The following is a 20,299-nucleotide window of genomic DNA, read 5'->3' on the forward strand; positions in this document are numbered from 1 at the left end:
ACGATAGCTGAGGGTATGGCCAAGAACACTTACAGAGACGACACGCTGCAAGCAGGGCGGAAGAACGAGGTGCGCGGTAAGAATGAGCCGCGTGGAGCAAATGTGCCGAAGGGGCAGAAACCGAAGAAAGAAAAGAAAAAATGGGCCTTCCGGATTCCAAGACCCCGGATTAATCTAAGAATCGGGTTTCTGCACGACCGCCGCTTTAAGCTGTCGGCCGGCTTCACGTTCCTGCTTATCTCCTTCTTCCTCACCATTGCGTTTGTGTCCTACCTCTTCACCGGCAACGCCGACCAAAGCGTGGTAGAAACCGTGAGCGGCTCCGGCCTGAAAGAGTCGGGGAAGGAGGCGGAGAACTGGTTAGGCCTGGTGGGTGCCTGGATCTCGCACTTCTTCATCAACGATTTAGTGGGCATCGGTGCCTTCTTCCTGATACCGGTGCTGTTCTTCACCGGCTCAAAGATTGTTTTTAAGCGCGTAAACGTGTCGCTGAGCTATGTGCTGGGCCTCTGCAGCTTCGGCATGCTGTGGCTGAGTCTGATGATGGGCTACATTGTGTTCACGTTGGATGCCATTGGGCCGTACGGCTTTCTGGGTGGTGCCGTGGGTATTGAGGCGGCCCTCTGGCTCAACAGCCTGATTGGCTGGGGCTCGTGGCTGCTGCTGGGCTTCCTGCTGCTGGTATTTGTGGTGAGTTTCTTCAACGTTACAAGTATAAACTGGGGCAGCGCCAAGCCTGCCCTGGCTACGGAAGGCGCCGGCGCCGAGAAAAACTATGCCGAGAGCCTGGGCGATGTGCTGGGCGCCAAAACAAGCCACATCAACCACAACGCCGACCCTACGGCCTCGCTGGAGTATGAAGAAGAGGAGGATGAGGTACCGTTCGACGAGGACGATGAGGAAATAAACCGTGCGCTGGAGATGGAGCTGCACGCGCTGCAGCAACAGAAAAAGCCGGAGCCGCCCGCCGCCCCGGCAAAGTATGACTCCCCATCGCTGGAACTGGACATAGACCTGCCGGAAGACCTGGAACTGGAGGAGGAACCGGAAGAGGAGTCGGAAATGGCGCTGCAAATAGAGGAGACGCCGGAGGAGGAAAGGGCCATCGGGGATATGGAGAACTACGACCCGACGCTGGACCTGGCCCGCTACCAGTACCCGAACATCGAGCTGCTGAACGACTATGGTGCCAACAAGATACAGGTAACCAAGGAAGAGCTGGAGGAAAACAAGGACAAGATCGTGGCCACGCTAGGCCATTATAACATCGGCATCGCCAGCATTAAAGCCACCATCGGCCCTACGGTGACGCTATACGAGATCGTGCCGGACGCCGGGGTGCGTATCTCCAAGATCAAGAACCTGGAGGACGACATTGCCCTGAGCTTAGCGGCTCTGGGAATCCGTATCATCGCGCCGATCCCGGGCAAGGGTACCATCGGTATCGAGGTGCCTAACACGAAAAAGGAGATGGTTTCCATCCGCTCCATACTTTCCACGGAGAAGTTCATGAAGAGCGACATGGACCTGCCGATCGCCTTCGGTAAGACCATCACCAACGAGGTGTTCATCACCGATTTGGCCAAGATGCCACACTTGCTCATGGCGGGTGCCACAGGACAGGGTAAGTCCGTAGGCCTGAACACCATCCTGACCTCGCTGCTCTACAAGCGCCACCCTTCGCAGCTCAAGTTCGTACTCGTGGACCCGAAGAAGGTGGAACTCTCGCTGTTTAACAAGATCGAGCGCCACTTCCTGGCCAAACTGCCTGACACCGACGAGGCCATCATCACCGACACGAAAAAGGTAGTGAACACGCTCAACTCGCTGTGTATGGAGATGGATATGCGCTACGATCTGCTCAAGGATGCCGGCTGCCGTAACCTGAAAGAGTATAACCGCAAGTTTGTGGAGCGCAAGCTGAACCCGCAGAAAGGCCACCGCTTTATGCCCTACATCGTGCTGGTGATTGACGAACTCGCCGACCTGATGATGACAGCCGGCAAGGAGGTGGAAACGCCGATTGCCCGCCTCGCGCAGTTGGCCCGAGCCATCGGCATTCACCTGGTGGTAGCCACGCAGCGCCCGTCGGTGAACGTAATCACGGGTATCATCAAGGCTAACTTCCCGGCACGTATTTCCTTCAAAGTAACTTCCAAGATCGACTCCCGCACTATTCTGGATGCCGGTGGTGCCGATCAGCTGATCGGGCAGGGAGATATGCTTTTCTCCATCGGCTCGGATATGATCCGTATCCAGTGTGCTTTTGTGGACACGCCGGAGGTGGACCGCATCTGCGACCACATTGGCGGGCAGCAGGGCTACAGCGATGCCTACCTTCTGCCGGAGTTTGTGGGCGATGAGGGCGGAAATGACAAGGCCGACTTCGACCCGAGCAACCGCGACCCTTTGTTTGAAGAAGCTGCCCGCGTAATTGTGCAGCACCAGCAGGGAAGCACCTCGCTGCTGCAGCGCCGCCTGAAACTGGGCTACAACCGTGCAGGCCGTTTGATTGACCAACTGGAGAGCGCCGGGGTGGTGGGTCCGTTTGAGGGGAGCAAGGCCCGCGAAGTTTTAATTACCGATGAGTACAGTTTGGAACAGTTATTGAATACACTCGGGTAGAAACCTGAAAAGTACTTTATACACGACATGAAAAAAATACTCTCTTTACTGCTGCTTGTGCTGATGTTTGTATCGGTGGCCCAGGCCCAGCAAGATCCTGAAGCGACCAAGATCCTGAATGCCATGAGCCAGAAGTACCGCTCCATGAAGGCCTTTAAGGCTGATTTTGCCCAGACGTTGGAAAACCCGTCGTCCAAGGTGAAGGAAACCATGAACGGCAGCATTACTGTGAGCGGCGAAAAGTATAGGCTGGGGGTGAGCGGCCAGGAGATCATCAGCGATGGCAAGACCTTGTATACTTTTCTGAAGGACGCCAACGAGGTAACTATTACCGAGACAGACGAAGAAGCGGAGGCCATGGCGCCAGGCAAGATTTTCGACATGTATAAGAAGGGCTACAAGTATGCCTACGCCGGCACCGAGACGGTGGGAGGCGTGAAGCACGATGTGGTGGAGCTCGCACCGGAAGACCGCAAGAACCCGATCTACAAAGTGCGCCTGTACATCAGCCAGAAAGACAAGACGCTGAAGAGCTGGGAAATGTTCCGTAACAACGGCAACCGCTATACTTATACTATCAGCAATTTCCAGGCAAACCCAACGCTGGCCACCGACGCCTTTACGTTTAACAAGGCCAAGTATAAGGGCGTGAACGTGGTAGACTTAAGATAATCCAACCAATTTATGATACTGAAAAAGGCTGCTCCTGTTTGGGGCAGCCTTTTTGCTTTTTATACTTTGGGGCCGTTTTTTGGAGCTGTGCAAACAATCCTGCCGCGAGTTTTCACCCTTATCTTGTTCCACATTTTTTCTGGCAATGCGTCTTTTCAAGAACAATTGTCCCCTTGAGGGGACAACAGGGGTGTAGAGCTACGGAGCGTATACTTTTGCTGGTGAATCTGCAGGTGTAAACACCCCTATGGTCCCCTCAAGGGGACAATGTTACACTACTGTTGTTGCTGTTGATTCTATAGGGCCGAATCTAAAAAGATAAGGAGGCACGTGTTACAAATCCGCGCCAGCAAAGAAGAAAATTTTTGTAAGAACTACCGGTTATACTTTTAAACGCGGACTTTCTCATACTTTTCCACCAACTGCATACCCTGCGTATTACCAGTTAATAAACTGCGTAATCGAGGCGCAGGTTGAAACTAACTACCATATCCTCCTCCACACGCACCGGGTTTATACCGCCCTGCCCGTCAAGACCATTGGCATAGAGCTTCCCGTTTTCCTGGATGAAGACAGAGTAGGTGCCGGGAGTCAGTTTGGCCTGGTAAAAGCCCTCAGCGTCGCTCTCCACCGTTACAACAGGTTTAGCATCAAGCGTATAGTATAGAAAGTCGTGCCGGTTGGCCTCCTGCAGGGTGGTGTAGGGGTAGATAACGATCTTCCGCTTAATAGGGTACTCTTTGCAGGTGCTGTTCGGCCCGATGATGGGCATGCAGTTGCCTTCTATCAGGGTGAGCGTGCCGGTAATGCCCTGGGTAATAGAGACCTTCTTCTTATTCTGTTGCGTGAGTTCTTCCGTGTTATTCACCCATTGGTTCGGGGCTGCTTCATCCTCTTCTTTGTTGCACCCGGTTAAAAGGAGCACATGGAAAAGAAGAGCAAGTATGGAGGAGGCTGCTTTCATGGCTTTCAATTTAATTTTAAGACCCTTTTACAGGATGATAGGTTGCAATTACAGGAAAGGAACCGGAAAGTTTCGACCTCTGAAGCAAATTCATACTTTTGTAGAAATCAACTATCCCCCGCAAGCCATGACTAGAGAGCAGCTTTTCGAGCAGATCCTGACCAAGAAATCATACTTGTGTATCGGCCTCGATACCGACCCGCTGAAACTCCCGCAGCACCTGCTGGAGCTGGAGGACCCAGTTTTCGAGTTTAACCGCCAGATCATAGAGGCCACCGCCGACCTTTGTGTGGCTTACAAACCCAACATTGCCTTTTATGAGGCGCAGGGGCCGCAGGGTTGGATAAGCTTGCAAAAGACGCTGGAGGTAATTCCGCAGAATATTTTTACCATTGCCGATGCCAAGCGCGGCGATATTGGCAACACCTCGGAGCTTTACGCCCGTGCCTTTTTCGACAACATGGATTTTGACTCCATTACGGTGGCGCCCTACATGGGAGCGGACTCGGTGAAGCCGTTCCTGACGCAGGCCGGCAAGTGGGTTATACTTTTAGCCCTGACTTCTAACGCCGGCAGCCAGGATTTTCAGATGCTGCGCCTGGAGGACGGCAACGAAGAATACCTGTTTGAGCAGGTGCTGAGAACCAGCCAGGAGTGGGGCAATCCGGACCAGTTGATGTACGTGGTAGGGGCCACGCAGGCCGAGTATGTGCAGCGCGTGCGCCAGGTAGCACCGGATAACTTCCTGCTGGTGCCGGGCGTGGGTGCGCAGGGCGGTAGCCTGGAAGAAATCTCCCGCCTCGGCATGAACCGCCAGTGCGGCTTGCTGGTAAACTCGTCGCGCGCCATCATCTACGCCTCCTCGGGCTACGATTTTGCCGAAAGAGCGAGAGAAGCCGCCTTTGCCGTGCAGCGCGAAATGGAGGTACTGTTGGAGGAGTTGTTGGTGGGGTAAAATTGGGGGTTGCTGATACTTTCTAATGGCTTTTGTGTATAGTATAAACGACAACATACGGTTATCTGTCAAAAACGACAATAAACAGTATGTTGTCGTTTATACTAACCGTTGTGAAATATAAAAATCATGAAAAAAGGTCTTCTTGCGATTCTTCTGGTTTCAATGATAGTAGGAACCTCTTACAGCCAGTCGAAGAGAAAGAAGAACCAGTTCTCTCTAATTATTGGTAGCTGCTTTAAATCCGATACTGTAGATATAAGTATAAATGGGCGGGGGCTTGTAAGAAATGAAGTTGTTGAATCCAATTTTTCAACTGGCATAACACAGTTATCTATCTACCAAGATGATAATGGGCTTTGGGTTTTAAATAAAAATGAAAGAACTAACTATGGCATATTGGACGTGAATAAGACTCTTACTGTTGACATCAGAATAAATGGGGTGAATACGTCTAAAAGTGTAAATTTAAGAAAAGGGTGGGTCCTTATTCTCGATAACTGCTATACTGAATCTAAGCAAGGTAAGCCAGAGAGAACGGTAACCGTGCAGCATAATAGAACAGTAGTGCTTGAATAAAATTACATTTCACAACACTGCACATAAGTCAAGCTTTGGCTTCGCCTCGCTCGCATTATGTACTTAACGTTGAATTGAATAAGATTTAAAACATGAAGAAACTATTACTCCTGCTTTTAGCTGTACTTGTCACTTTTACTAAACTTGCAGCTCAAGACTCCGAACAGGCTGATAGAATTTATTCACAAGCATTAGAGCTTTACAAACAGCAACAGCTCACAGCTGCAGCCGCTGAATTTGAAAAGGTGCTTACTCTAAATCCTCGGCATAAAGATGCTTTGTACAATCTAGCTGTACTTAATTATCAATTCGGAAGTAAAGACAAGGCGATAGAACTATTGCAGGCCTGTGTCAGGCTAGGTGACAAAGAGGCTGCTCAGATGCTGAAGGAGCAGTTACATCAAAAGATTGCCTATGCGGATACTATGCACTATGACGTTGTGGATGTAGCGCCCAAGGTTCTGGTAAACGCTGTAGAAGAAGAGGCTTTAGTAGAGGGAGGTCTAAATAAAGTTATCGAAAAGTCACTGGTTGCGGAGCTGAAAAAGTCAAAGCTACTTCGAAAGCAGGTTGGTCAAGGAAGATTACTTGCCCTTTCTCTGTATTTCAGCAAAGATGGGAGCTTGAATGCAATTATCGTGACACCTAATAAGACTGACGCTGCTCAACAAGAACTAACATCTGTATTGCAGAGAGTAGTGCGAACGATTCCTGGAAAGCATAACGGAAAAGAAGTTGTTGTAGGTGGATTGACCCTACCGGTCATGATGTAGAATATTACTCCATTCAACACCGCACAGGCTCTATACTTCAGCTACGCCTCGCCCATCAGCTGCACTAGCACGTTGCAAACGATCAAAAAGAAAACATCAAAATTAAATAGTACCATGTCAGAAGAAATGAAAAAATGCCCGAAATGCAATTCGCCTTATGGCTATGCAATGGGGGAGGAGACCTACGCTTGCCCGGAGTGCGGCAATGAGTGGAACCCGAGTGAAGTGGAAGAAGAGGCAGGACTGAAAGTAGTGGATGCCAACGGCAACGTCCTGCAGGACGGCGATACGGTTGTCGTAATTAAAGACTTACCGGTAAAAGGCGCTCCAAAGCCAGTAAAAGCTGGCACAAAGGTAAAAAACATCCGCCTGACGGACGGAGACCATAACATCGACTGCAAAATTGACGGCTTCGGCTCGATGGGGCTTAAATCTGAATTCGTGAGGAAGGCGTAATCCATCCTTTTTCTTAAAAGCGCGCTATACTTCTATGCAAAAAACAACCACCTACCTGCTGTTCGTAGGCGAGCAAAGCGGAAAAGCCGAGGAAGCCATAAACCTTTATACTTCGCTTTTCAGGGAGTCCGAAATAAAGCATCTGGAGTACTTCAAGGCAGGAGAGCCCGGTGGCGAAGAAGGCACCGTGAAGCAGGCCATCTTTACACTGGCAGGGCAGGAGTACAGGGCCATGGATGGGGGAGTTGGGCACCAGTTCAGCTTTACACCGGCCATCTCCATCTTTGTCAACTGCGAGAGCGAAGAGGAAATAGACATGCTTTATGGCAAACTTTCTGAGGCAGGAAGCGCCCTGATGCCTTTGGGCAACTATGGCTTCAGTAAGAAGTTTGGCTGGCTAAACGACAAGTATGGCGTGTCGTGGCAGCTTAACCTGGACGTATAAACACAAATCTGCCAGAACAAAAGACCTCATCACATACAATTAGAATGACCAAGAACGACATATTACGCCGCATCCGCTATACATTTGACTACAGCGACGCGAAAATGATCGAGCTGTTTGGCTCAGGAGGGAAGCAGGTGACGCGCGCCGAGGTAAGCGATTGGCTGAAGAAAGAAGAAGACCCGGAGCACAAGGAGCTGGACGACGAGCAGCTGGCGGCTTTCCTCAACGGCTTTATCAACGAGAAGCGCGGCAAAAAGGAGGGGCCGCAGCCCGAGCCGGAGCAGCGCCTGAACAACAACACCATCCTGCGCAAGCTCAAGATCGCCCTGAACCTGAGGGACGAGGACATGCTGGACATTCTGGCCCTGGCGGATTTCAAGCTGGGCAAGCATGAACTGAGCGCCTTCTTCCGCAACCCCAACCAGAGCCAGTACCGCCCGCTGAAGGACCAGATCCTGCGCAACTTCCTGCACGGCATGCAGCTAAAGTACAGGGGCAGGGAAGATTAAGTACAGCCCACTCAACGTATAAACGCCTGTTCCCAAACCGGGGCAGGCGTTACTTTTTCACTTGGTTTTATACTATACTTTCCGCATCTTGAGGTATAAACCCATCCCATGAAAGAGGATTTCCTGCACTACATCTGGCAGCATCAGTACTTTGGCAAAACCGCGCTGGCCACCACCGATGGTGCGCCACTTGAGGTGCTGCGGACGGGCTTCTACAACACCGATGCCGGCCCGGATTTCAGGGAAGCCATACTTCGGGTGGGGGAGGTGGAGTGGTCGGGGAGCGTGGAGGTGCACCTCAGGGCCTCCGACTGGCACCGCCACAACCATCAGCACGACCCCAAGTATGACCAGGTGGTGCTGCACGTGGTATGGCAGGCCGATGTGCCGGTAGCACGAACCGATGGCACGTTGGTGCCGGTGCTGGAGCTGCAAAACCGCGTGGACCTGCGTCTGCTGCAGACCTATGAGCAGCTGCAAAGGGCGAGGCATCCCATTCCCTGCGCCCCCTTTTGGCGGGATGTGCCGGAGATCACTAAAATGCTGATGCTGGAGCGGGCGCTGGTAGAGCGGTTGGAGGAGAAAGGGCAGGAAGTGCTGCAGGTATACTGTGGTTATGGGAACGATTGGGAGCAGACTACCTATTATTCTTTGCTGCGCGGCTTCGGCTTCAAGGTAAACCAGCAGCCGTTCGAGCAGCTGGCCAAATCACTTCCGTTCCACGTGGTTCGGCGCCATCAGCATAACCTGTTGCAGCTGGAGGCGCTGCTGCTGGGGCAGGCAGGTTTTTTAGCCGATGCCGAGGAAGCGTACGCACAGCTGCTGCAGCGGGAGTATACTTTCCTGCAGCACAAGTATAATCTACAGCCTTTGCCGCGCCACCACTGGAATTTCCTGCGCATGCGCCCCGCCAACTTTCCCACAGTGCGACTCGCGCAACTAGCGGCATTACTGCACCAGCACCCTTCACTTTTTACCAGAATACTGGAGGCCGATGCCGTTAAAAAGTATGAACAACTGTTTCAGGCGCCGGTTTCTGGTTACTGGCAAAAGCACTACCTGTTTGGCCGCGCGAGCAAGGCTGCCTCGAAAGGGATGGGCAAAAGCAGCGCACAGAATTTGGTGATTAACGTGGCCGTGCCTATACTTGCCGCCTACGCCACCAACACCGGCGACCGTGCCTACCTGGAGAAAGCCATTACCCTGCTGGAGCAGCTGAAGGAGGAGAGCAACAAGTATACGCGGCTCTACGGGGAACTGGGTTGGCAGGCAAAATCTGCGGCGGATAACCAGGCGGCGCTGGGGCTTTACAAACGCTACTGCCACCTCATAAACTGCATGCGCTGCGCCGTAGGCAACAAGATCATGAAAAAGAACAGCCCAGCTAAGTGAGTATAGTCTTCGTTTACCTCCTCAACCTGCTTTTACTGGGTGGCCTTGTCTGGTGGCTGTGCCGGCAGGCGTGGGCGCAGGAAATAAAGCCATACTTCTGGCCGGCGCTGGGATTGAAGGTGCTCTTTGCCCTGGCTTTTGCCGTATTTCGCTACAGTTATGCCGCCTCCAGCGATACCCATGTCTACCAAGCCGCCAGTGTGCAACTGCTGGAGTATGCGCAACAGAATCCGGTAGGCTACCTAAAGTTTCTGCTCACAAACCAGTTCGAAAGTGAAGCTTTGCAGGCCTCGCTGCCCTTTACCGAATATCCGGACTTTACTAATTCCTTTTTCTTTATAAAGCTGCTGAGTGTGCTCAACCTGGCCACTGCCGGCCAATACTACCTCAACAACCTGTACCTGGCGCTCTTTAGTTTCTGGGGGAGTGTATACCTGGTGTCGGGGCTGGCGCGGGTGCTGCCGAAGTATAAGCTGGCGGCAGTAATGGCTTTCTTGTTCTTTCCCTCGGTGGTTTTCTGGAGCGTGGGCGTGATGAAGGAGCCGGTGATGTTTGGCAGTATGTGCTGGCTCATTGGAGTGGCCTTGGCATTTGCGCACGGGCACAGGCTAAGTGTCTGGGGTTGGCTGTTGCTGCCCCTGCAGCTGTACCTGTTCATCAAAATAAAGCTGTTTTATGCCGCCCTGCTGCTGCCGCTGCTCCTGGCCTACGTGCTGGTGCAAAGGCTGAAGGTATACTTTAAACCGCTACAGTTGCTGAGGACACAGCTGCTGCTGTTGCTGGTGCTGGCAGGTATGGCCGTGTTGGTGGTGATGTGGCAGCGGAGCGTTTTCAATCCTGATTTTATACTTTGGAACCTGGAGAACAATTACTCATCGCTGCTACACCGATCGCAGCACGCCCCGCATATTGACCTGGGCAACCTGGAGCCAACTTTGTCCAGTATGCTTCTGAGCTACCCCGAAGCCGCCCTCAGCTCCATCTACCGCCCCTTCATCGGCGAATCGTGGAAGCCTTTATACTTGCTTAGTGCCTTAGAGAACCTGCTGCTTCTGCTGCTCACAGGTATGGCCATGGCATCAGCTTTTCGGAAAGAGGCAGGTATCAAAATAGAGTTGCTGCATGTGGTGCTGCTGGTGTTTATACTTGTGATGGCCGGCGTTACCGGGCTCTCTACCCCTAACTTCGGCACCCTGAGCCGTTACCGCCTGGTGTACCTGCCCTTCCTGGTGTACCTGCTGCTGCAGAATGTGTATGCACAGCGCCTGCTGCAGCGCTTGCGACTGCCTTAGCGCCATACTTTCAAACTCGCCCGTTTTTTCGTACCTTTGCGCCCTATTTAAGACTGAGTTTATGCAAAATCCGGTAATCATATTGGGTGCCCAGCGATTGGGAACCACGGCATTGGATATCTTTAACAGCAACAACGTGATCGTGTACTGCTTCCTGGATGATGACCAGAAACTGCAGCAGGAGGAGGTGAACAACGTGGCGGTGATGAGCAATACAGAGGACAACGAGTTTCTGAAGCTGGCGGGTAAAACCTGCGACGTGTTTGTGGCCGTAGAGGACTCCGCCGCGCGCAAAGGCCTGATCAAAATGCTGAAGGAAGAACACAAGGTAGTGCCGGTAAACGCGATCCACCGTTTCAGCGCGGTTTCGGAGAATGCCTGGCTGGGCCACGGTAACCTGGTAGGCGCTGGCGCCATCATCAGCAACAACGCCAAAGTAGGCGATAACAACATCATTCACGCCCGCGCCCTGGTGGATACAAAGGCAGAGGTAGGGGATTTTGTGGAGATCGGGGCAGGAGCCATTATTAACGCAGAGGCGGTGGTAGAGGATGGGGCCTTTATCGGCACTGGCGCGGTGATCATATCGGGCGTAAAGATCGGCAAGAAAGCCCGCGTTGGCGCCGGTTCTGTGGTGGTGGCCAATGTGCCTGCCAAAGCCACGGTGTTCGGCAACCCGGCCGCCCCGGTTAAGTAAACTTTTATACTTGCCCAAGCTGTTACAGAACTGACAAATGTCATTTTACGGCATAACGGCAGTTTATACTTTTGTGGCGGAATTTTGAATGCGTGATGGAGTGAATGAATGATTGTGAATGGATTGAAATCTGATTATTATCCTGTCATCCACTAATCCTGAAAATCCTGATTCAGACAAAAAAGTATAACCATAGCTCCGAAGGAGCAAACATTTAAACAATCAACTTTAACACTAAGCCGAAACTTAGCAGTTATGAATAAACCCTACAGCATACTCCTATACTATTGCTACACGCCGATCGAGGATCCGGAGGCGTTTCGGGAGCAACACCACCTTCTCTGTCTGGAGCTGAACCTGCTCGGGCGTATCATCATTTCTAAAGAAGGCCTGAACGGCACCGTTTCCGGCCTGAAGGAAGATTGCGACAAGTACATGGCCGCGATGCACGCCGATCCGCGCTTCGCCAAGATCGACTTTAAGGTGGATGAATCGGATAAGCATGCGTTTGCCAAACTGCATGTGCGCACCAAAGCCGAGATCGTCCATTCCGGCCTGCTGCACATCGACCCGAACGTGCGCACCGGCAAGCACCTGGCGCCGAAGGAGTTTAAGGAGATGAAGGACCGCGAGGACGTGGTAATAGTGGATATGCGCTCCGACTACGAGTATACCGTGGGCCGCTTCAAAAATGCCGTGACGCTGGATATCGAGAACTTCCGCGAGTTTCCGGAAAAGGTAGAGGAGCTGAAGGAGAAGTTCAGGGACAAGAAAATCCTGACTTACTGCACCGGCGGCATCAAGTGCGAGAAGGCCAGTGCCTTTTTGCTGGAGCAGGGTTTTGAGGACGTGTACCAGCTGCACGGCGGTATCATCAAGTATGGCAAAGAGGCTGGCGGCGAAGACTTCGAGGGCAAGTGCTATGTGTTTGATAACCGCGTGGCTGTAGACGTAAATAGCGTTAACCCGAAAGTTATCTCTACCTGCCACGTGTGCGGCACCCCGGACGACCGCATGGTGAATTGCGCCAACCCGGTTTGTAACCTCCACGTGGCTATCTGCGAGAAGTGCGGTTGGGAACTGGACGGCGCCTGCTCTACAGCGTGCAAGGAGCACCCGGAAAAGCGTCCTTACGACGGCACCGGCTACTACCAGAAAGAACTCAATGGCTATAATCCACTCAAAGGATTCAACCGAAAGAAGAAATCCGACGTAAAAGTATAAGTATTCTCTAAAGCTCAGAAAAGCGTGCGCCCAAACGGCCACGCTTTTCGTGTTTAACTAACCCCGTATCACGTACCACGACACAAGTAGCACGACTTTTTACAAAAGACTTTCAGACCTTCTTTAAAGCTTCCTGAATCCTTTGTTAAAAGGCCTTTTGTCACATTGTAAAAGAATCCAGTCGTGCTACGTGATACATGCTACATGATACGAAAAGTAAGAAAATGGCCTACATTCCTGAATCAGAACTAATCATCAACCCCAACGGCACGGTATATCACCTCAACCTGCTGCCCGAGCATATTTCAGATACCATCATTACCCTAGGCGACCCGGAGCGGGTGGCCAAAGTGAGCAGGTATTTTGATGAAATAGAGGTAGAGGTAGCCAAGCGCGAGTTTATCACCCACACCGGTTACTACAAGGGCAAGCGCCTGACGGTAATCTCCACGGGTATTGGCACCGATAACATCGACATCCTGATGAACGAGTTGGACGCGCTGGTGAACATCGACTTCCGTAGCCGCGAGGTAAATGAGGAGAAGATCAAGCTAAGCATCGTGCGCATCGGCACCTCCGGCTCGCTGCAGGAAACAGTGCCGCTGGGCAGCCACCTGGCCTCGCACACAAGTATAGGCCTGGACACACTGATGGCGTTTTACCCGCTGGAGCAGACGGGGGAGGAACAAAGTATAACTGCCAAGCTGCAGCAGGAACTGGCGCTGGGTTTCCGGCCATACTGCGTTTCCGGTTCGCAAAGCCTTATCCAAAAAATTGCTTTTGACATGGTGCCGGGGAACACGCTGACCTGCCCGGGCTTTTACGCGCCGCAAGGCCGCGTGCTGCGCGGCGGCTTGCGGAACGAGCAGTTGCTGCAGACCTACCACAACTTCCGCCACAACGGTTACATGCTCACCAACTTTGAAATGGAAACAGCGGGATACTACAGCATGGGGCGCATTCTGGGCCACGAGATGCTGTCGCTGAACGCCATTGTGGCCAACCGCATCACGCAGCAATTTGCCGATAACGCCGAGCAGGTAATTGATGACCTGATCGTGAAGGTGCTGGATCGTATCTAAATCCAGCATCCGCCTAAAGCAAAAACAGCTTGCTCAGGTTCGCTGGGCAAGCTGTTATACTTTATACTTACAGGAAAGTATAAAGGGCGACGGTTTGGGTCTCATGGCTTAGCAGTAATTAATCTCCAGAATAGAACGCAGCGGCAGAAACATTCCTGACTTCAGCAGGACAAAGTCCTTGTCCAGGCCCCATAGCGCGGCCTCCACGCGCTTTACCTCACCGGAGGCAGTCTTGAACGTGATCATGGACTTGTTGCGGAACGTGTTGCTCAGGATGGTGGCACGGTTGGCGGCGTAATAGCGGCGGCTTTTCGCATCCGGGTCCTGCAGCACATCGCGCTTGCCGAAGGTAAGGTTGGGAATTCTCTCTTTGCTGATAAGTTGTGTGTCTTTCTTTTGATCTTGCATAGTATACTTAGTTGGTTCGGCATATATAGTGCAGATACCGTGCCGGAATATTGTTTAAACACTATTATGGGCCGGCTATAAAAAAAGCAAGTATGAATCATACTTGCCTGGTGTAATAGGGGAGCGGGTAGTCTAGAAGAACTCTATGCCAACAATAGAGGTAACCGGGATAGCGCATCCGGCCTTTAGGGTCATAAACCTGTCGTCCACGGCCCAAACGGTGGTGTCCACGCGGTGCAGCTCTCCATCGTCTGTCTGGAAGGTGATCTCGACCTTGCCCCGGTACACATTACCAAGGGAGGTGGCGCGGTTCAGGTCCCACATGCGCTTCTTGCGGTTCTCGGGGTCTGTAAGTACGTCATTGCGCCCGAAACGGAGGGAGGGAATCTGCTCCTTCTCTAGCATCGGGATGGTGTTTACATAAGTTTCCATGGTGCGGTTAGGTTACGTTAGGATAACCAATATAGGAAACCGCTATGTAAAAAGCAATGTCTTAACGCTGGTTTTAAGGGAGCTACAGGTGCTGCAGAAAAGCCAGCGTGTCCACGCCATCGGCATAATCCCAGACCATGGGACGCTGCGCCTCACCAAACGGGATGCTGCCCTCCATCCAGCCGTGCGCCGTTACCACCACCTGTGTTTTACCCTTCACCTCGTGCAGCTGGTGGCGCAGGTCCGAAAGGGAGCTGAACGTGTCGTAAAACAGCACCGAGATGGGGGATACTAGGTTCTTGCTCTGCTGCACCAGCATAAAGCCATTGTCGAAGTGGTGCACGCGGTTCACCAAAAGTATGGATTTGTTGTAGTCGTAGTTGTTCTGGTACTTGTGGTGGTCCAGGATGTTGGCGCGGTGCTGGTTGGCCTCAAAAAACTTATCAAAAGTATAGCCCTCCGGCACAAACACCTTGGATACGTTACGGCAGCCCAGGCCGTAGTAGCGGAAAATATCCTCGCCCAACGCTTTCAGGTCGTCAGGCTCCTCGTGGCCGGTCAGCACGCCGATGCTCGTGCGGTTCTTGCGGATGATGTGCGGGCGTTTGGCGAAGTAGTACTCGAAGTAGCGGGCCGTGTTGTCGGAACCGGTGGCGATGATGGCGTCCGCCTCCTTTAGCAAATCCACGAACTCGATGCGGTTGCCGAAGGCTGGCTCGATGGCGATGAGCATGGCGGCGATGCGCTTCATCAGCATGTCGTCGCTGGAGCTGAGCTTGCCCAGCAGGAAGTGCCCGCTGATGAGTACCGACAGGAAATCGTGGAAACCGACCATGGGGATATTGCCCGCCATCACCACGCCAACCTTTTTGGGTGTAACCTGTTTGAGGTGGTAAGGGTAAAGCCACTCACGCAGGTATTGCTCCTGCAGCATGGTGATAACGCCATTCAGAGCGCTGGATACGTTCTCTTCCGTAAACCAGGTGTTACGCGAGGCCGCCGCGAAGGCCCAGGCCTGGCGCTCTTCCGGGGTTAGGTTCTGCAGCTGCTTCCCCAGTTCTACAAAGGCTTCTATCCTGTGCTCTAATGTCATGGCAAATTGCGTGGCTTGTAAAAAATAACTTGATAGGGATACTGTTTGTTCCTAATTTTGTTCGTTAAAAGAAACAGAAGTACAAAAGTATAAAAAATATACAGGAGATACGACTATGGCTATAATGATAACCGATGAGTGTATAAACTGCGGAGCCTGCGAACCGGAGTGCCCGAACACCGCCATTTACGAAGGCGGTGCGGAGTGGACCTGGGGTGGCGGCACGGCGCTGAAGGAAGTGGAGATAGACGGAGGCGAGGTTGTGCCTGGCGATGCCCCGCAAACACCGATTTCAGATGAGTTTTACTACATCGTTTCTGATAAGTGCACCGAGTGCATGGGCTTCCACGAAGAGCCGCAGTGCGCCGCCGTTTGCCCCGTGGATTGCTGCGTAGACGACCCGGACTACCGCGAAACAGACGAAGAACTGCTGGCCAAAAAGAGCTGGCTGCACCAGGAGGCGTAAGTATACAGCATCAGCAAAGTATAAAACCTGTCTGTAAAGGGCAGGTTTTTTTGTTTAAGCCGGCAACAAAGTATAAACCTATGGAAGGAGCGACACACGAAGGCAAGACCTTTGACAAGGTCATTTACCCCAACAAGCCCATCAGGAACCGGGAGTTTGAGCGGTGCACGTTCCGCAACTGTGACTTCTCGGGCAGCGATTTCTCGCAGAACCGCTTTACCGACTGCACCTTTATCGGCTGCAACCTGGCCCTGCTCAAACTAAACAGCTGCACGCTCAACAACGTGGTTTTCAGGGAGTGCAAGCTGACAGGCGTGAACTTCAGCGCGTGCGAGGAAGTGCTGTTCACGGTGCAGTTTGAGCGTTGCCTGCTCGATTACGCCTCCTTTGTGAACCGCAAAATGCCCAGGACGCAGTTCATCCATACTTCCCTGAAAGGGGCGGACCTTTCCAACGCCAACTTATCCAGCGCTGTTTTCAGTGATGCCGACCTGGAGAGAGCCGTCTTCAGCTACACCAATCTCACCGGAGCCGACTTCTCCACGGCCTTTAACTTTGAGATAGACCCGGAGCTGAACACGATCAAAAAGGCGAAGTTCTCCAGCTATGGACTGCAAGGGCTGCTCACCAAGTATAAACTGCAGATCGTGTGACGCCAGGTTATACTTGCCTCAGGTTTTTCCGGCCTGGCCTGTTCCCATGGTAACAATCAGCCACCAACCCTCAACAATTAAAGGGAAATTCCCTAATTTTGCCTATTAGCCTAAACAGCAGCCAAACAAAGTATACGATGTCGATTTCAACGAAATATAACCCCAGGGAAGTAGAGAAGAAGTGGTACGACAGCTGGATGGAGCGCGGCTTCTTCCACTCCGAGCCAAACCCCCACAAGGAGCCTTACACCATCGTGATCCCACCGCCAAACGTAACCGGCGTGCTGCACATGGGCCACATGCTCAATAACACGATTCAGGATGTGCTCATTCGCCGGGCGCGCATGCAGGGCAAAGAGGCTTGCTGGGTGCCGGGCACTGACCATGCTTCCATTGCCACGGAGGCAAAAGTAGTGGCCATGCTCAAGGAAAAAGGCATCAACAAGAGCGACCTGACGCGTGAGGAGTTTCTGACCTATGCCTGGGAGTGGAAAGAGAAGTATGGCGGCATCATCCTGGAGCAGCTCAAGAAACTGGGCGCCTCCTGCGACTGGGACCGTACCCGCTTCACGATGGAAGAAGACCTTTCTGCTGCCGTGATCGAAGTGTTTGTGGACCTGTACCGCAAAGGCCAGATTTACCGCGGCGTGCGCATGGTCAACTGGGACCCGCAGGGCCAGACCGCCCTCTCCGACGAAGAGGTGATCCCGAAAGATACGATGGCCAAAATGTACCACCTCAAGTATGAGGTAGTATCAGACAAGGCCGAAAAAACATACCTGACCGTGGCGACCTCAAGGCCGGAGACCATCATGGCCGACGTGGCCGTGGCCGTGAACCCGAACGACGAGCGCTACACCCACCTACACGGCAAGAGCGTGCGCATTCCGTTGCTGGGCAAGGTGATTCCGGTGATCCTGGATGAATACGTAAGTATAGAATTCGGTACGGGCGCGCTGAAAGTAACGCCCGCCCACGACCTGAACGACTACGAACTGGGCCAGAAGCACCGCCTGCCCACCATCGACATCCTCCACAACGACGGCACTCTGAACGAGCAGGCGCAGCTGTACGTAGGTCAGGATCGTTTTGCTGCCCGCCGCAACATCGTAAAAGATCTGCAGGAAGCCGGCTTGCTGGTGAAAATCGAAGAGTATGCCTCTGTACTGCAGACATCCGAGCGTACGGGTGCCGTGATTGAGCCGCGCCTGTCGATGCAGTGGTGGTGCAAGATGGACAAGATGGCCCAGCCCGCACTGGAGGCCGTGATGAACGATGAGATCCGCCTGCACCCGCCCAAGTTCAAGAACATGTACCGCTCCTGGATGGAGAACGTGCACGACTGGTGCATTTCGCGCCAGCTGTGGTGGGGGCAGCAGATCCCGGCCTACTACCTGCCAGACGGTTCTTTTGTAGTGGCTACCACCGCCGAAGAAGCACTGAAACTGGCCCGCAAAGAGAGCGGCAACGATAACCTGCAGCTAGCAGACCTGCGCCAGGACGAAGACGTGCTGGATACCTGGTTCTCTTCCTGGCTGTGGCCGATCTCGGTGTTCGATGGCTTCAAAGACCCGGACAACAAAGACATCCTGTACTATTACCCGACCAACGATTTGGTAACGGCCCCGGAGATTTTGTTCTTCTGGGTGGCCCGCATGATCATGGCAGGCTACGAATTCCGCAACGAGCTGCCGTTCCGCAACGTGTACCTGACCGGCATCGTGCGTGATGCACAGGGCCGCAAGATGTCCAAATCGCTGGGTAACTCCCCGGATCCGCTCGACCTGATCGACCAGTACGGTGCCGACGGTGTGCGCGCCGGTATGCTGTTCAGCTCGCCGGCTGGCAACGATTTGCTCTTCGACGAGAAACTGGTGGAGCAGGGCCGTAACTTCTCGAACAAGATCTGGAACGCCTTCCGCCTGATAAAAGGATGGGAAGTGGACGAGAGCCTGCCGTTCCCGAATGAGGTGGCCGTGAAGTGGTTTGAGTCGCGCTTTAACGAGGCCTTTGTGCAGATCGAGGACCACTTCAGCAAGTTCCGTATCTCGGATGCGTTGCTGGCGGTGTACAAACTGGTATGGGATGATTTCTGCTCCAACTACCTGGAGATGATCAAGCCGGCCTACCAGCAGCCGATCGATAAGCAGACGCTGGAGGCGACAACGGCCATCCTGGAGAAAGTACTGAAGGTGCTGCATCCGTTTATGCCATTCATCACCGAGGAGATCTGGCACGAGCTGCGGGAGCGCAAGCCGAAGGAATACCTGATCGTGGCACCCTGGCCGAAAAAGGAGAAGTTCGATAAGGGCATCATCGAGAAAATGGAGAACGTGCTGAACGTGATCGGGTCTGTCCGCAACATCCGCAACTCCAAAAACATCGCCAATACCAAGCAGCTCGACCTGTACATCAAGGTGATGAACAGTGATAACTATGAGCCGTTCTACAGCATCTTAAGCAAATTGGCCAACCTCGGCGAGATCAAGTTTGTGCAGGAAAATGTAGAAGGGGCCATCAGCTTTATCGTGGCTGGCGATGAGTTCTTCATCCCGATGGAAGGCAACATTGATGTGGAGGCCGAGCGCGAGCGCCTGACCAAGGAGCTGGAGTATACCAAAGGCTTCCTGACATCGGTGGATAAAAAGCTGAGCAACGAGCGTTTCGTGAGCGGGGCTCCGGAGGCAGTCATTGCCAACGAGCGCAAGAAAAAGGCCGACGCGGAGGCCAAGATCCATGCTATTGAGCAGAGCCTGGCGGCGCTGTAACCAGCTCAAAGTATAAAAGCGGCTGCTCCTCAGAAGGGGCAGCCGCTTTTTGCTTAAGCCAAAGTATAAGTGTGCTGTTACTGAACTGGCCCGGCAGAGATCACCCCTTGTGCTGCTCTTGGTGCTGGCTTGCGTGCTGTTTTCTTGTAGCTTTCCTCCAGTTCTGAGAAAATGGCCGTCAGGTGCTTTTCAAACCTCTTGGCGTGGCGCAGGCGCTGCCGCTCATCGGAGCCGAACATGCCGCCGCTGGTGTATACCCTGTTTACTGCCCCCAGGGAAGGGTGCCCGATGTCGTTGCTCAGGGCCAGGGTAGCCTGTGTTTGGTTGGTTGGGAAATACCAGAAAGCGAGATAAAAAGGCAGCCCGGCCGAGACCATGGCCACCGGCACCCCGATCAACCCGGCAGCGCTCACGGCCGCACCTGCAGCACGCTGGCCGGCGTCGGTGTACTGCACATGTTCGATTCGAAGCAGCATGGCATTCTCGTCCTGGCACTCGGTGAGCTTAAAAGCGTGTGGCTGGCTGTTATACCTGCTCATGTACTCCTCCAGTGTGGTTTCGAACTGCTCCTGAAACTGGGGTGGCACATCCTCTGCAAATACAAGGCAAACGCCCAACGCGTCAATTTTTTTACCGTCCTGCAAAGAGAGCCGGGTAGAAGTGCACTGCGCAAAAAGCAGCAGGCAAAGTGGTAGAAGTACGTGCCAGCGCGGCCCGCCTGTTTTTCTGTAAAGTTGTTTCATAAAAAGGTAGATTTATCGGCGCAAGATAATGATGTAAACCAATAAAATTATATTAGTTGCGTGATACT

21 protein-coding genes are annotated in these 20,299 nt (G+C 52.9%); 16 read left to right on the forward strand and 5 right to left on the reverse strand.

The genetic code is table 11. The annotated features are described in order from the left end of the window. Positions 1 to 15: 15 nt before the first annotated feature. Together A3841_RS14840 and A3841_RS14845 are read left to right on the forward strand one after the other, a co-directional pair. A complete protein-coding gene (locus tag A3841_RS14840) occupies positions 16 to 2,625 on the forward strand; it encodes an FtsK/SpoIIIE family DNA translocase (RefSeq protein WP_073853270.1) in 2,610 nt (869 codons plus the stop codon). A gap of 27 nt (positions 2,626 to 2,652) precedes the next feature. Next, complete coding sequence (locus A3841_RS14845) at positions 2,653 to 3,297, forward strand: LolA family protein (protein ID WP_073853272.1); 645 nt, start codon at positions 2,653 to 2,655, stop codon at positions 3,295 to 3,297. A 445-nt stretch (positions 3,298 to 3,742) separates the two neighbouring features. Here A3841_RS14845 and A3841_RS14850 read toward each other — a convergent pair whose 3' ends face one another. Beyond that, the gene (locus A3841_RS14850; RefSeq protein WP_073853274.1) at positions 3,743 to 4,261 is read right to left on the reverse strand and encodes a hypothetical protein; all 519 of its coding nucleotides are present in this window, start codon (positions 4,259 to 4,261) and stop codon (positions 3,743 to 3,745) included. Between the two features lie 127 nt (positions 4,262 to 4,388). On the opposite strand from A3841_RS14850, the gene pyrF reads away from it, so the two are divergent. The 11 genes from pyrF to A3841_RS14905 all read left to right on the forward strand — a co-directional run bounded on the left by pyrF (position 4,389) and on the right by A3841_RS14905 (position 13,668). Next, positions 4,389 to 5,216, forward strand: coding sequence for an orotidine-5'-phosphate decarboxylase (pyrF, locus tag A3841_RS14855; protein WP_073853276.1), 828 nt, complete (start codon positions 4,389 to 4,391; stop codon positions 5,214 to 5,216). Between the two features lie 129 nt (positions 5,217 to 5,345). After that, positions 5,346 to 5,795, forward strand: a complete 450-nt coding sequence (locus A3841_RS14860; protein WP_073853278.1) for a hypothetical protein — start codon at positions 5,346 to 5,348, stop codon at positions 5,793 to 5,795. A 92-nt stretch (positions 5,796 to 5,887) separates the two neighbouring features. Next, positions 5,888 to 6,568, forward strand: a complete 681-nt coding sequence (locus tag A3841_RS14865) for a tetratricopeptide repeat protein (protein WP_073853280.1) — start codon at positions 5,888 to 5,890, stop codon at positions 6,566 to 6,568. Between the two features lie 114 nt (positions 6,569 to 6,682). Beyond that, positions 6,683 to 7,024 carry a zinc ribbon domain-containing protein YjdM gene (locus A3841_RS14870; RefSeq protein WP_073853282.1) on the forward strand — a complete coding sequence of 114 codons (342 nt, stop codon included), beginning with the start codon at positions 6,683 to 6,685 and terminating at the stop codon, positions 7,022 to 7,024. 34 nt (positions 7,025 to 7,058) lie between these two features. After that, complete coding sequence (locus A3841_RS14875) at positions 7,059 to 7,469, forward strand: VOC family protein (RefSeq protein WP_073853284.1); 411 nt, start codon at positions 7,059 to 7,061, stop codon at positions 7,467 to 7,469. A 44-nt stretch (positions 7,470 to 7,513) separates the two neighbouring features. Continuing rightward, entirely contained in the window at positions 7,514 to 7,981 is a 468-nt protein-coding gene (locus A3841_RS14880; RefSeq protein ID WP_073853286.1) for a YehS family protein, read from the forward strand. 108 nt (positions 7,982 to 8,089) lie between these two features. Further along, a complete protein-coding gene (locus A3841_RS14885) occupies positions 8,090 to 9,373 on the forward strand; it encodes a DUF2851 family protein (protein ID WP_073853288.1) in 1,284 nt (427 codons plus the stop codon). Then, positions 9,370 to 10,665 (forward strand): hypothetical protein, encoded by a 1,296-nt coding sequence (locus A3841_RS14890; protein ID WP_073853290.1) that lies wholly within the window; start codon positions 9,370 to 9,372, stop codon positions 10,663 to 10,665. Before A3841_RS14885 ends, A3841_RS14890 begins: the two co-directional genes overlap by 4 nt. Positions 10,666 to 10,726: 61 nt before the next feature. Further along, positions 10,727 to 11,362: a NeuD/PglB/VioB family sugar acetyltransferase gene (locus A3841_RS14895; protein ID WP_073853292.1), complete on the forward strand. Its 636-nt coding sequence runs from the start codon at positions 10,727 to 10,729 to the stop codon at positions 11,360 to 11,362. A 255-nt stretch (positions 11,363 to 11,617) separates the two neighbouring features. Further along, positions 11,618 to 12,586 carry an oxygen-dependent tRNA uridine(34) hydroxylase TrhO gene (trhO, locus tag A3841_RS14900; RefSeq protein ID WP_073853294.1) on the forward strand — a complete coding sequence of 323 codons (969 nt, stop codon included), beginning with the start codon at positions 11,618 to 11,620 and terminating at the stop codon, positions 12,584 to 12,586. A gap of 224 nt (positions 12,587 to 12,810) precedes the next feature. Further along, positions 12,811 to 13,668 (forward strand): nucleoside phosphorylase, encoded by an 858-nt coding sequence (locus A3841_RS14905; RefSeq protein ID WP_073853465.1) that lies wholly within the window; start codon positions 12,811 to 12,813, stop codon positions 13,666 to 13,668. Between the two features lie 108 nt (positions 13,669 to 13,776). Here the strand turns inward: A3841_RS14905 and A3841_RS14910 are convergent, their stop codons facing one another. The 3 genes from A3841_RS14910 to A3841_RS14920 form a co-directional block, all read right to left on the reverse strand. Then, positions 13,777 to 14,076, reverse strand: a complete 300-nt coding sequence (locus A3841_RS14910) for a hypothetical protein (protein WP_073853296.1) — start codon at positions 14,074 to 14,076, stop codon at positions 13,777 to 13,779. Positions 14,077 to 14,208: 132 nt separating this feature from the next. Further along, positions 14,209 to 14,508, reverse strand: coding sequence for a hypothetical protein (locus A3841_RS14915; protein WP_073853298.1), 300 nt, complete (start codon positions 14,506 to 14,508; stop codon positions 14,209 to 14,211). A gap of 82 nt (positions 14,509 to 14,590) precedes the next feature. After that, positions 14,591 to 15,601 (reverse strand): acyl-CoA reductase, encoded by a 1,011-nt coding sequence (locus A3841_RS14920; protein WP_073853300.1) that lies wholly within the window; start codon positions 15,599 to 15,601, stop codon positions 14,591 to 14,593. Between the two features lie 115 nt (positions 15,602 to 15,716). Between A3841_RS14920 and A3841_RS14925 the strand changes: the two genes are divergently transcribed. The 3 genes from A3841_RS14925 (at position 15,717) to A3841_RS14935 (ending at position 19,488) form a co-directional block, all read left to right on the forward strand. After that, positions 15,717 to 16,067, forward strand: coding sequence for a 4Fe-4S dicluster domain-containing protein (locus tag A3841_RS14925; RefSeq protein ID WP_073853302.1), 351 nt, complete (start codon positions 15,717 to 15,719; stop codon positions 16,065 to 16,067). A gap of 80 nt (positions 16,068 to 16,147) precedes the next feature. After that, on the forward strand, positions 16,148 to 16,720 hold the full coding sequence (locus A3841_RS14930) for a pentapeptide repeat-containing protein (protein ID WP_073853304.1): 573 nt from the start codon (positions 16,148 to 16,150) through the stop codon (positions 16,718 to 16,720). Positions 16,721 to 16,857: 137 nt separating this feature from the next. Next, positions 16,858 to 19,488, forward strand: a complete 2,631-nt coding sequence (locus tag A3841_RS14935; protein ID WP_073853306.1) for a valine--tRNA ligase — start codon at positions 16,858 to 16,860, stop codon at positions 19,486 to 19,488. A 77-nt stretch (positions 19,489 to 19,565) separates the two neighbouring features. Here A3841_RS14935 and A3841_RS14940 read toward each other — a convergent pair whose 3' ends face one another. Further along, a complete protein-coding gene (locus A3841_RS14940) occupies positions 19,566 to 20,231 on the reverse strand; it encodes a hypothetical protein (RefSeq protein WP_073853308.1) in 666 nt (221 codons plus the stop codon). Between the last annotated feature and the right edge of the window lie 68 nt (positions 20,232 to 20,299).

The organism is Pontibacter flavimaris, assembly GCF_001907195.1.
Classification (GTDB): Bacteria; Bacteroidota; Bacteroidia; order Cytophagales; family Hymenobacteraceae; genus Pontibacter; species Pontibacter flavimaris.

What these genes read in the sequence shown, in the direction of transcription:
- A3841_RS14840 (WP_073853270.1), top strand. Translation starts at nt 16, where the DNA reads ATGGCCAAGAACACTTACAGAGACGACACGCTGCAAGCAGGGCGGAAG.
- A3841_RS14845 (WP_073853272.1), top strand. Translation starts at nt 2,653, where the DNA reads ATGAAAAAAATACTCTCTTTACTGCTGCTTGTGCTGATGTTTGTATCG.
- A3841_RS14850 (WP_073853274.1), bottom strand. Translation starts at nt 4,261, where the DNA reads ATGAAAGCAGCCTCCTCCATACTTGCTCTTCTTTTCCATGTGCTCCTT.
- pyrF (WP_073853276.1), top strand. Translation starts at nt 4,389, where the DNA reads ATGACTAGAGAGCAGCTTTTCGAGCAGATCCTGACCAAGAAATCATAC.
- A3841_RS14860 (WP_073853278.1), top strand. Translation starts at nt 5,346, where the DNA reads ATGAAAAAAGGTCTTCTTGCGATTCTTCTGGTTTCAATGATAGTAGGA.
- A3841_RS14865 (WP_073853280.1), top strand. Translation starts at nt 5,888, where the DNA reads ATGAAGAAACTATTACTCCTGCTTTTAGCTGTACTTGTCACTTTTACT.
- A3841_RS14870 (WP_073853282.1), top strand. Translation starts at nt 6,683, where the DNA reads ATGTCAGAAGAAATGAAAAAATGCCCGAAATGCAATTCGCCTTATGGC.
- A3841_RS14875 (WP_073853284.1), top strand. Translation starts at nt 7,059, where the DNA reads ATGCAAAAAACAACCACCTACCTGCTGTTCGTAGGCGAGCAAAGCGGA.
- A3841_RS14880 (WP_073853286.1), top strand. Translation starts at nt 7,514, where the DNA reads ATGACCAAGAACGACATATTACGCCGCATCCGCTATACATTTGACTAC.
- A3841_RS14885 (WP_073853288.1), top strand. Translation starts at nt 8,090, where the DNA reads ATGAAAGAGGATTTCCTGCACTACATCTGGCAGCATCAGTACTTTGGC.
- A3841_RS14895 (WP_073853292.1), top strand. Translation starts at nt 10,727, where the DNA reads ATGCAAAATCCGGTAATCATATTGGGTGCCCAGCGATTGGGAACCACG.
- trhO (WP_073853294.1), top strand. Translation starts at nt 11,618, where the DNA reads ATGAATAAACCCTACAGCATACTCCTATACTATTGCTACACGCCGATC.
- A3841_RS14905 (WP_073853465.1), top strand. Translation starts at nt 12,811, where the DNA reads ATGGCCTACATTCCTGAATCAGAACTAATCATCAACCCCAACGGCACG.
- A3841_RS14910 (WP_073853296.1), bottom strand. Translation starts at nt 14,076, where the DNA reads ATGCAAGATCAAAAGAAAGACACACAACTTATCAGCAAAGAGAGAATT.
- A3841_RS14915 (WP_073853298.1), bottom strand. Translation starts at nt 14,508, where the DNA reads ATGGAAACTTATGTAAACACCATCCCGATGCTAGAGAAGGAGCAGATT.
- A3841_RS14920 (WP_073853300.1), bottom strand. Translation starts at nt 15,601, where the DNA reads ATGACATTAGAGCACAGGATAGAAGCCTTTGTAGAACTGGGGAAGCAG.
- A3841_RS14925 (WP_073853302.1), top strand. Translation starts at nt 15,717, where the DNA reads ATGGCTATAATGATAACCGATGAGTGTATAAACTGCGGAGCCTGCGAA.
- A3841_RS14930 (WP_073853304.1), top strand. Translation starts at nt 16,148, where the DNA reads ATGGAAGGAGCGACACACGAAGGCAAGACCTTTGACAAGGTCATTTAC.
- A3841_RS14935 (WP_073853306.1), top strand. Translation starts at nt 16,858, where the DNA reads ATGTCGATTTCAACGAAATATAACCCCAGGGAAGTAGAGAAGAAGTGG.
- A3841_RS14940 (WP_073853308.1), bottom strand. Translation starts at nt 20,231, where the DNA reads ATGAAACAACTTTACAGAAAAACAGGCGGGCCGCGCTGGCACGTACTT.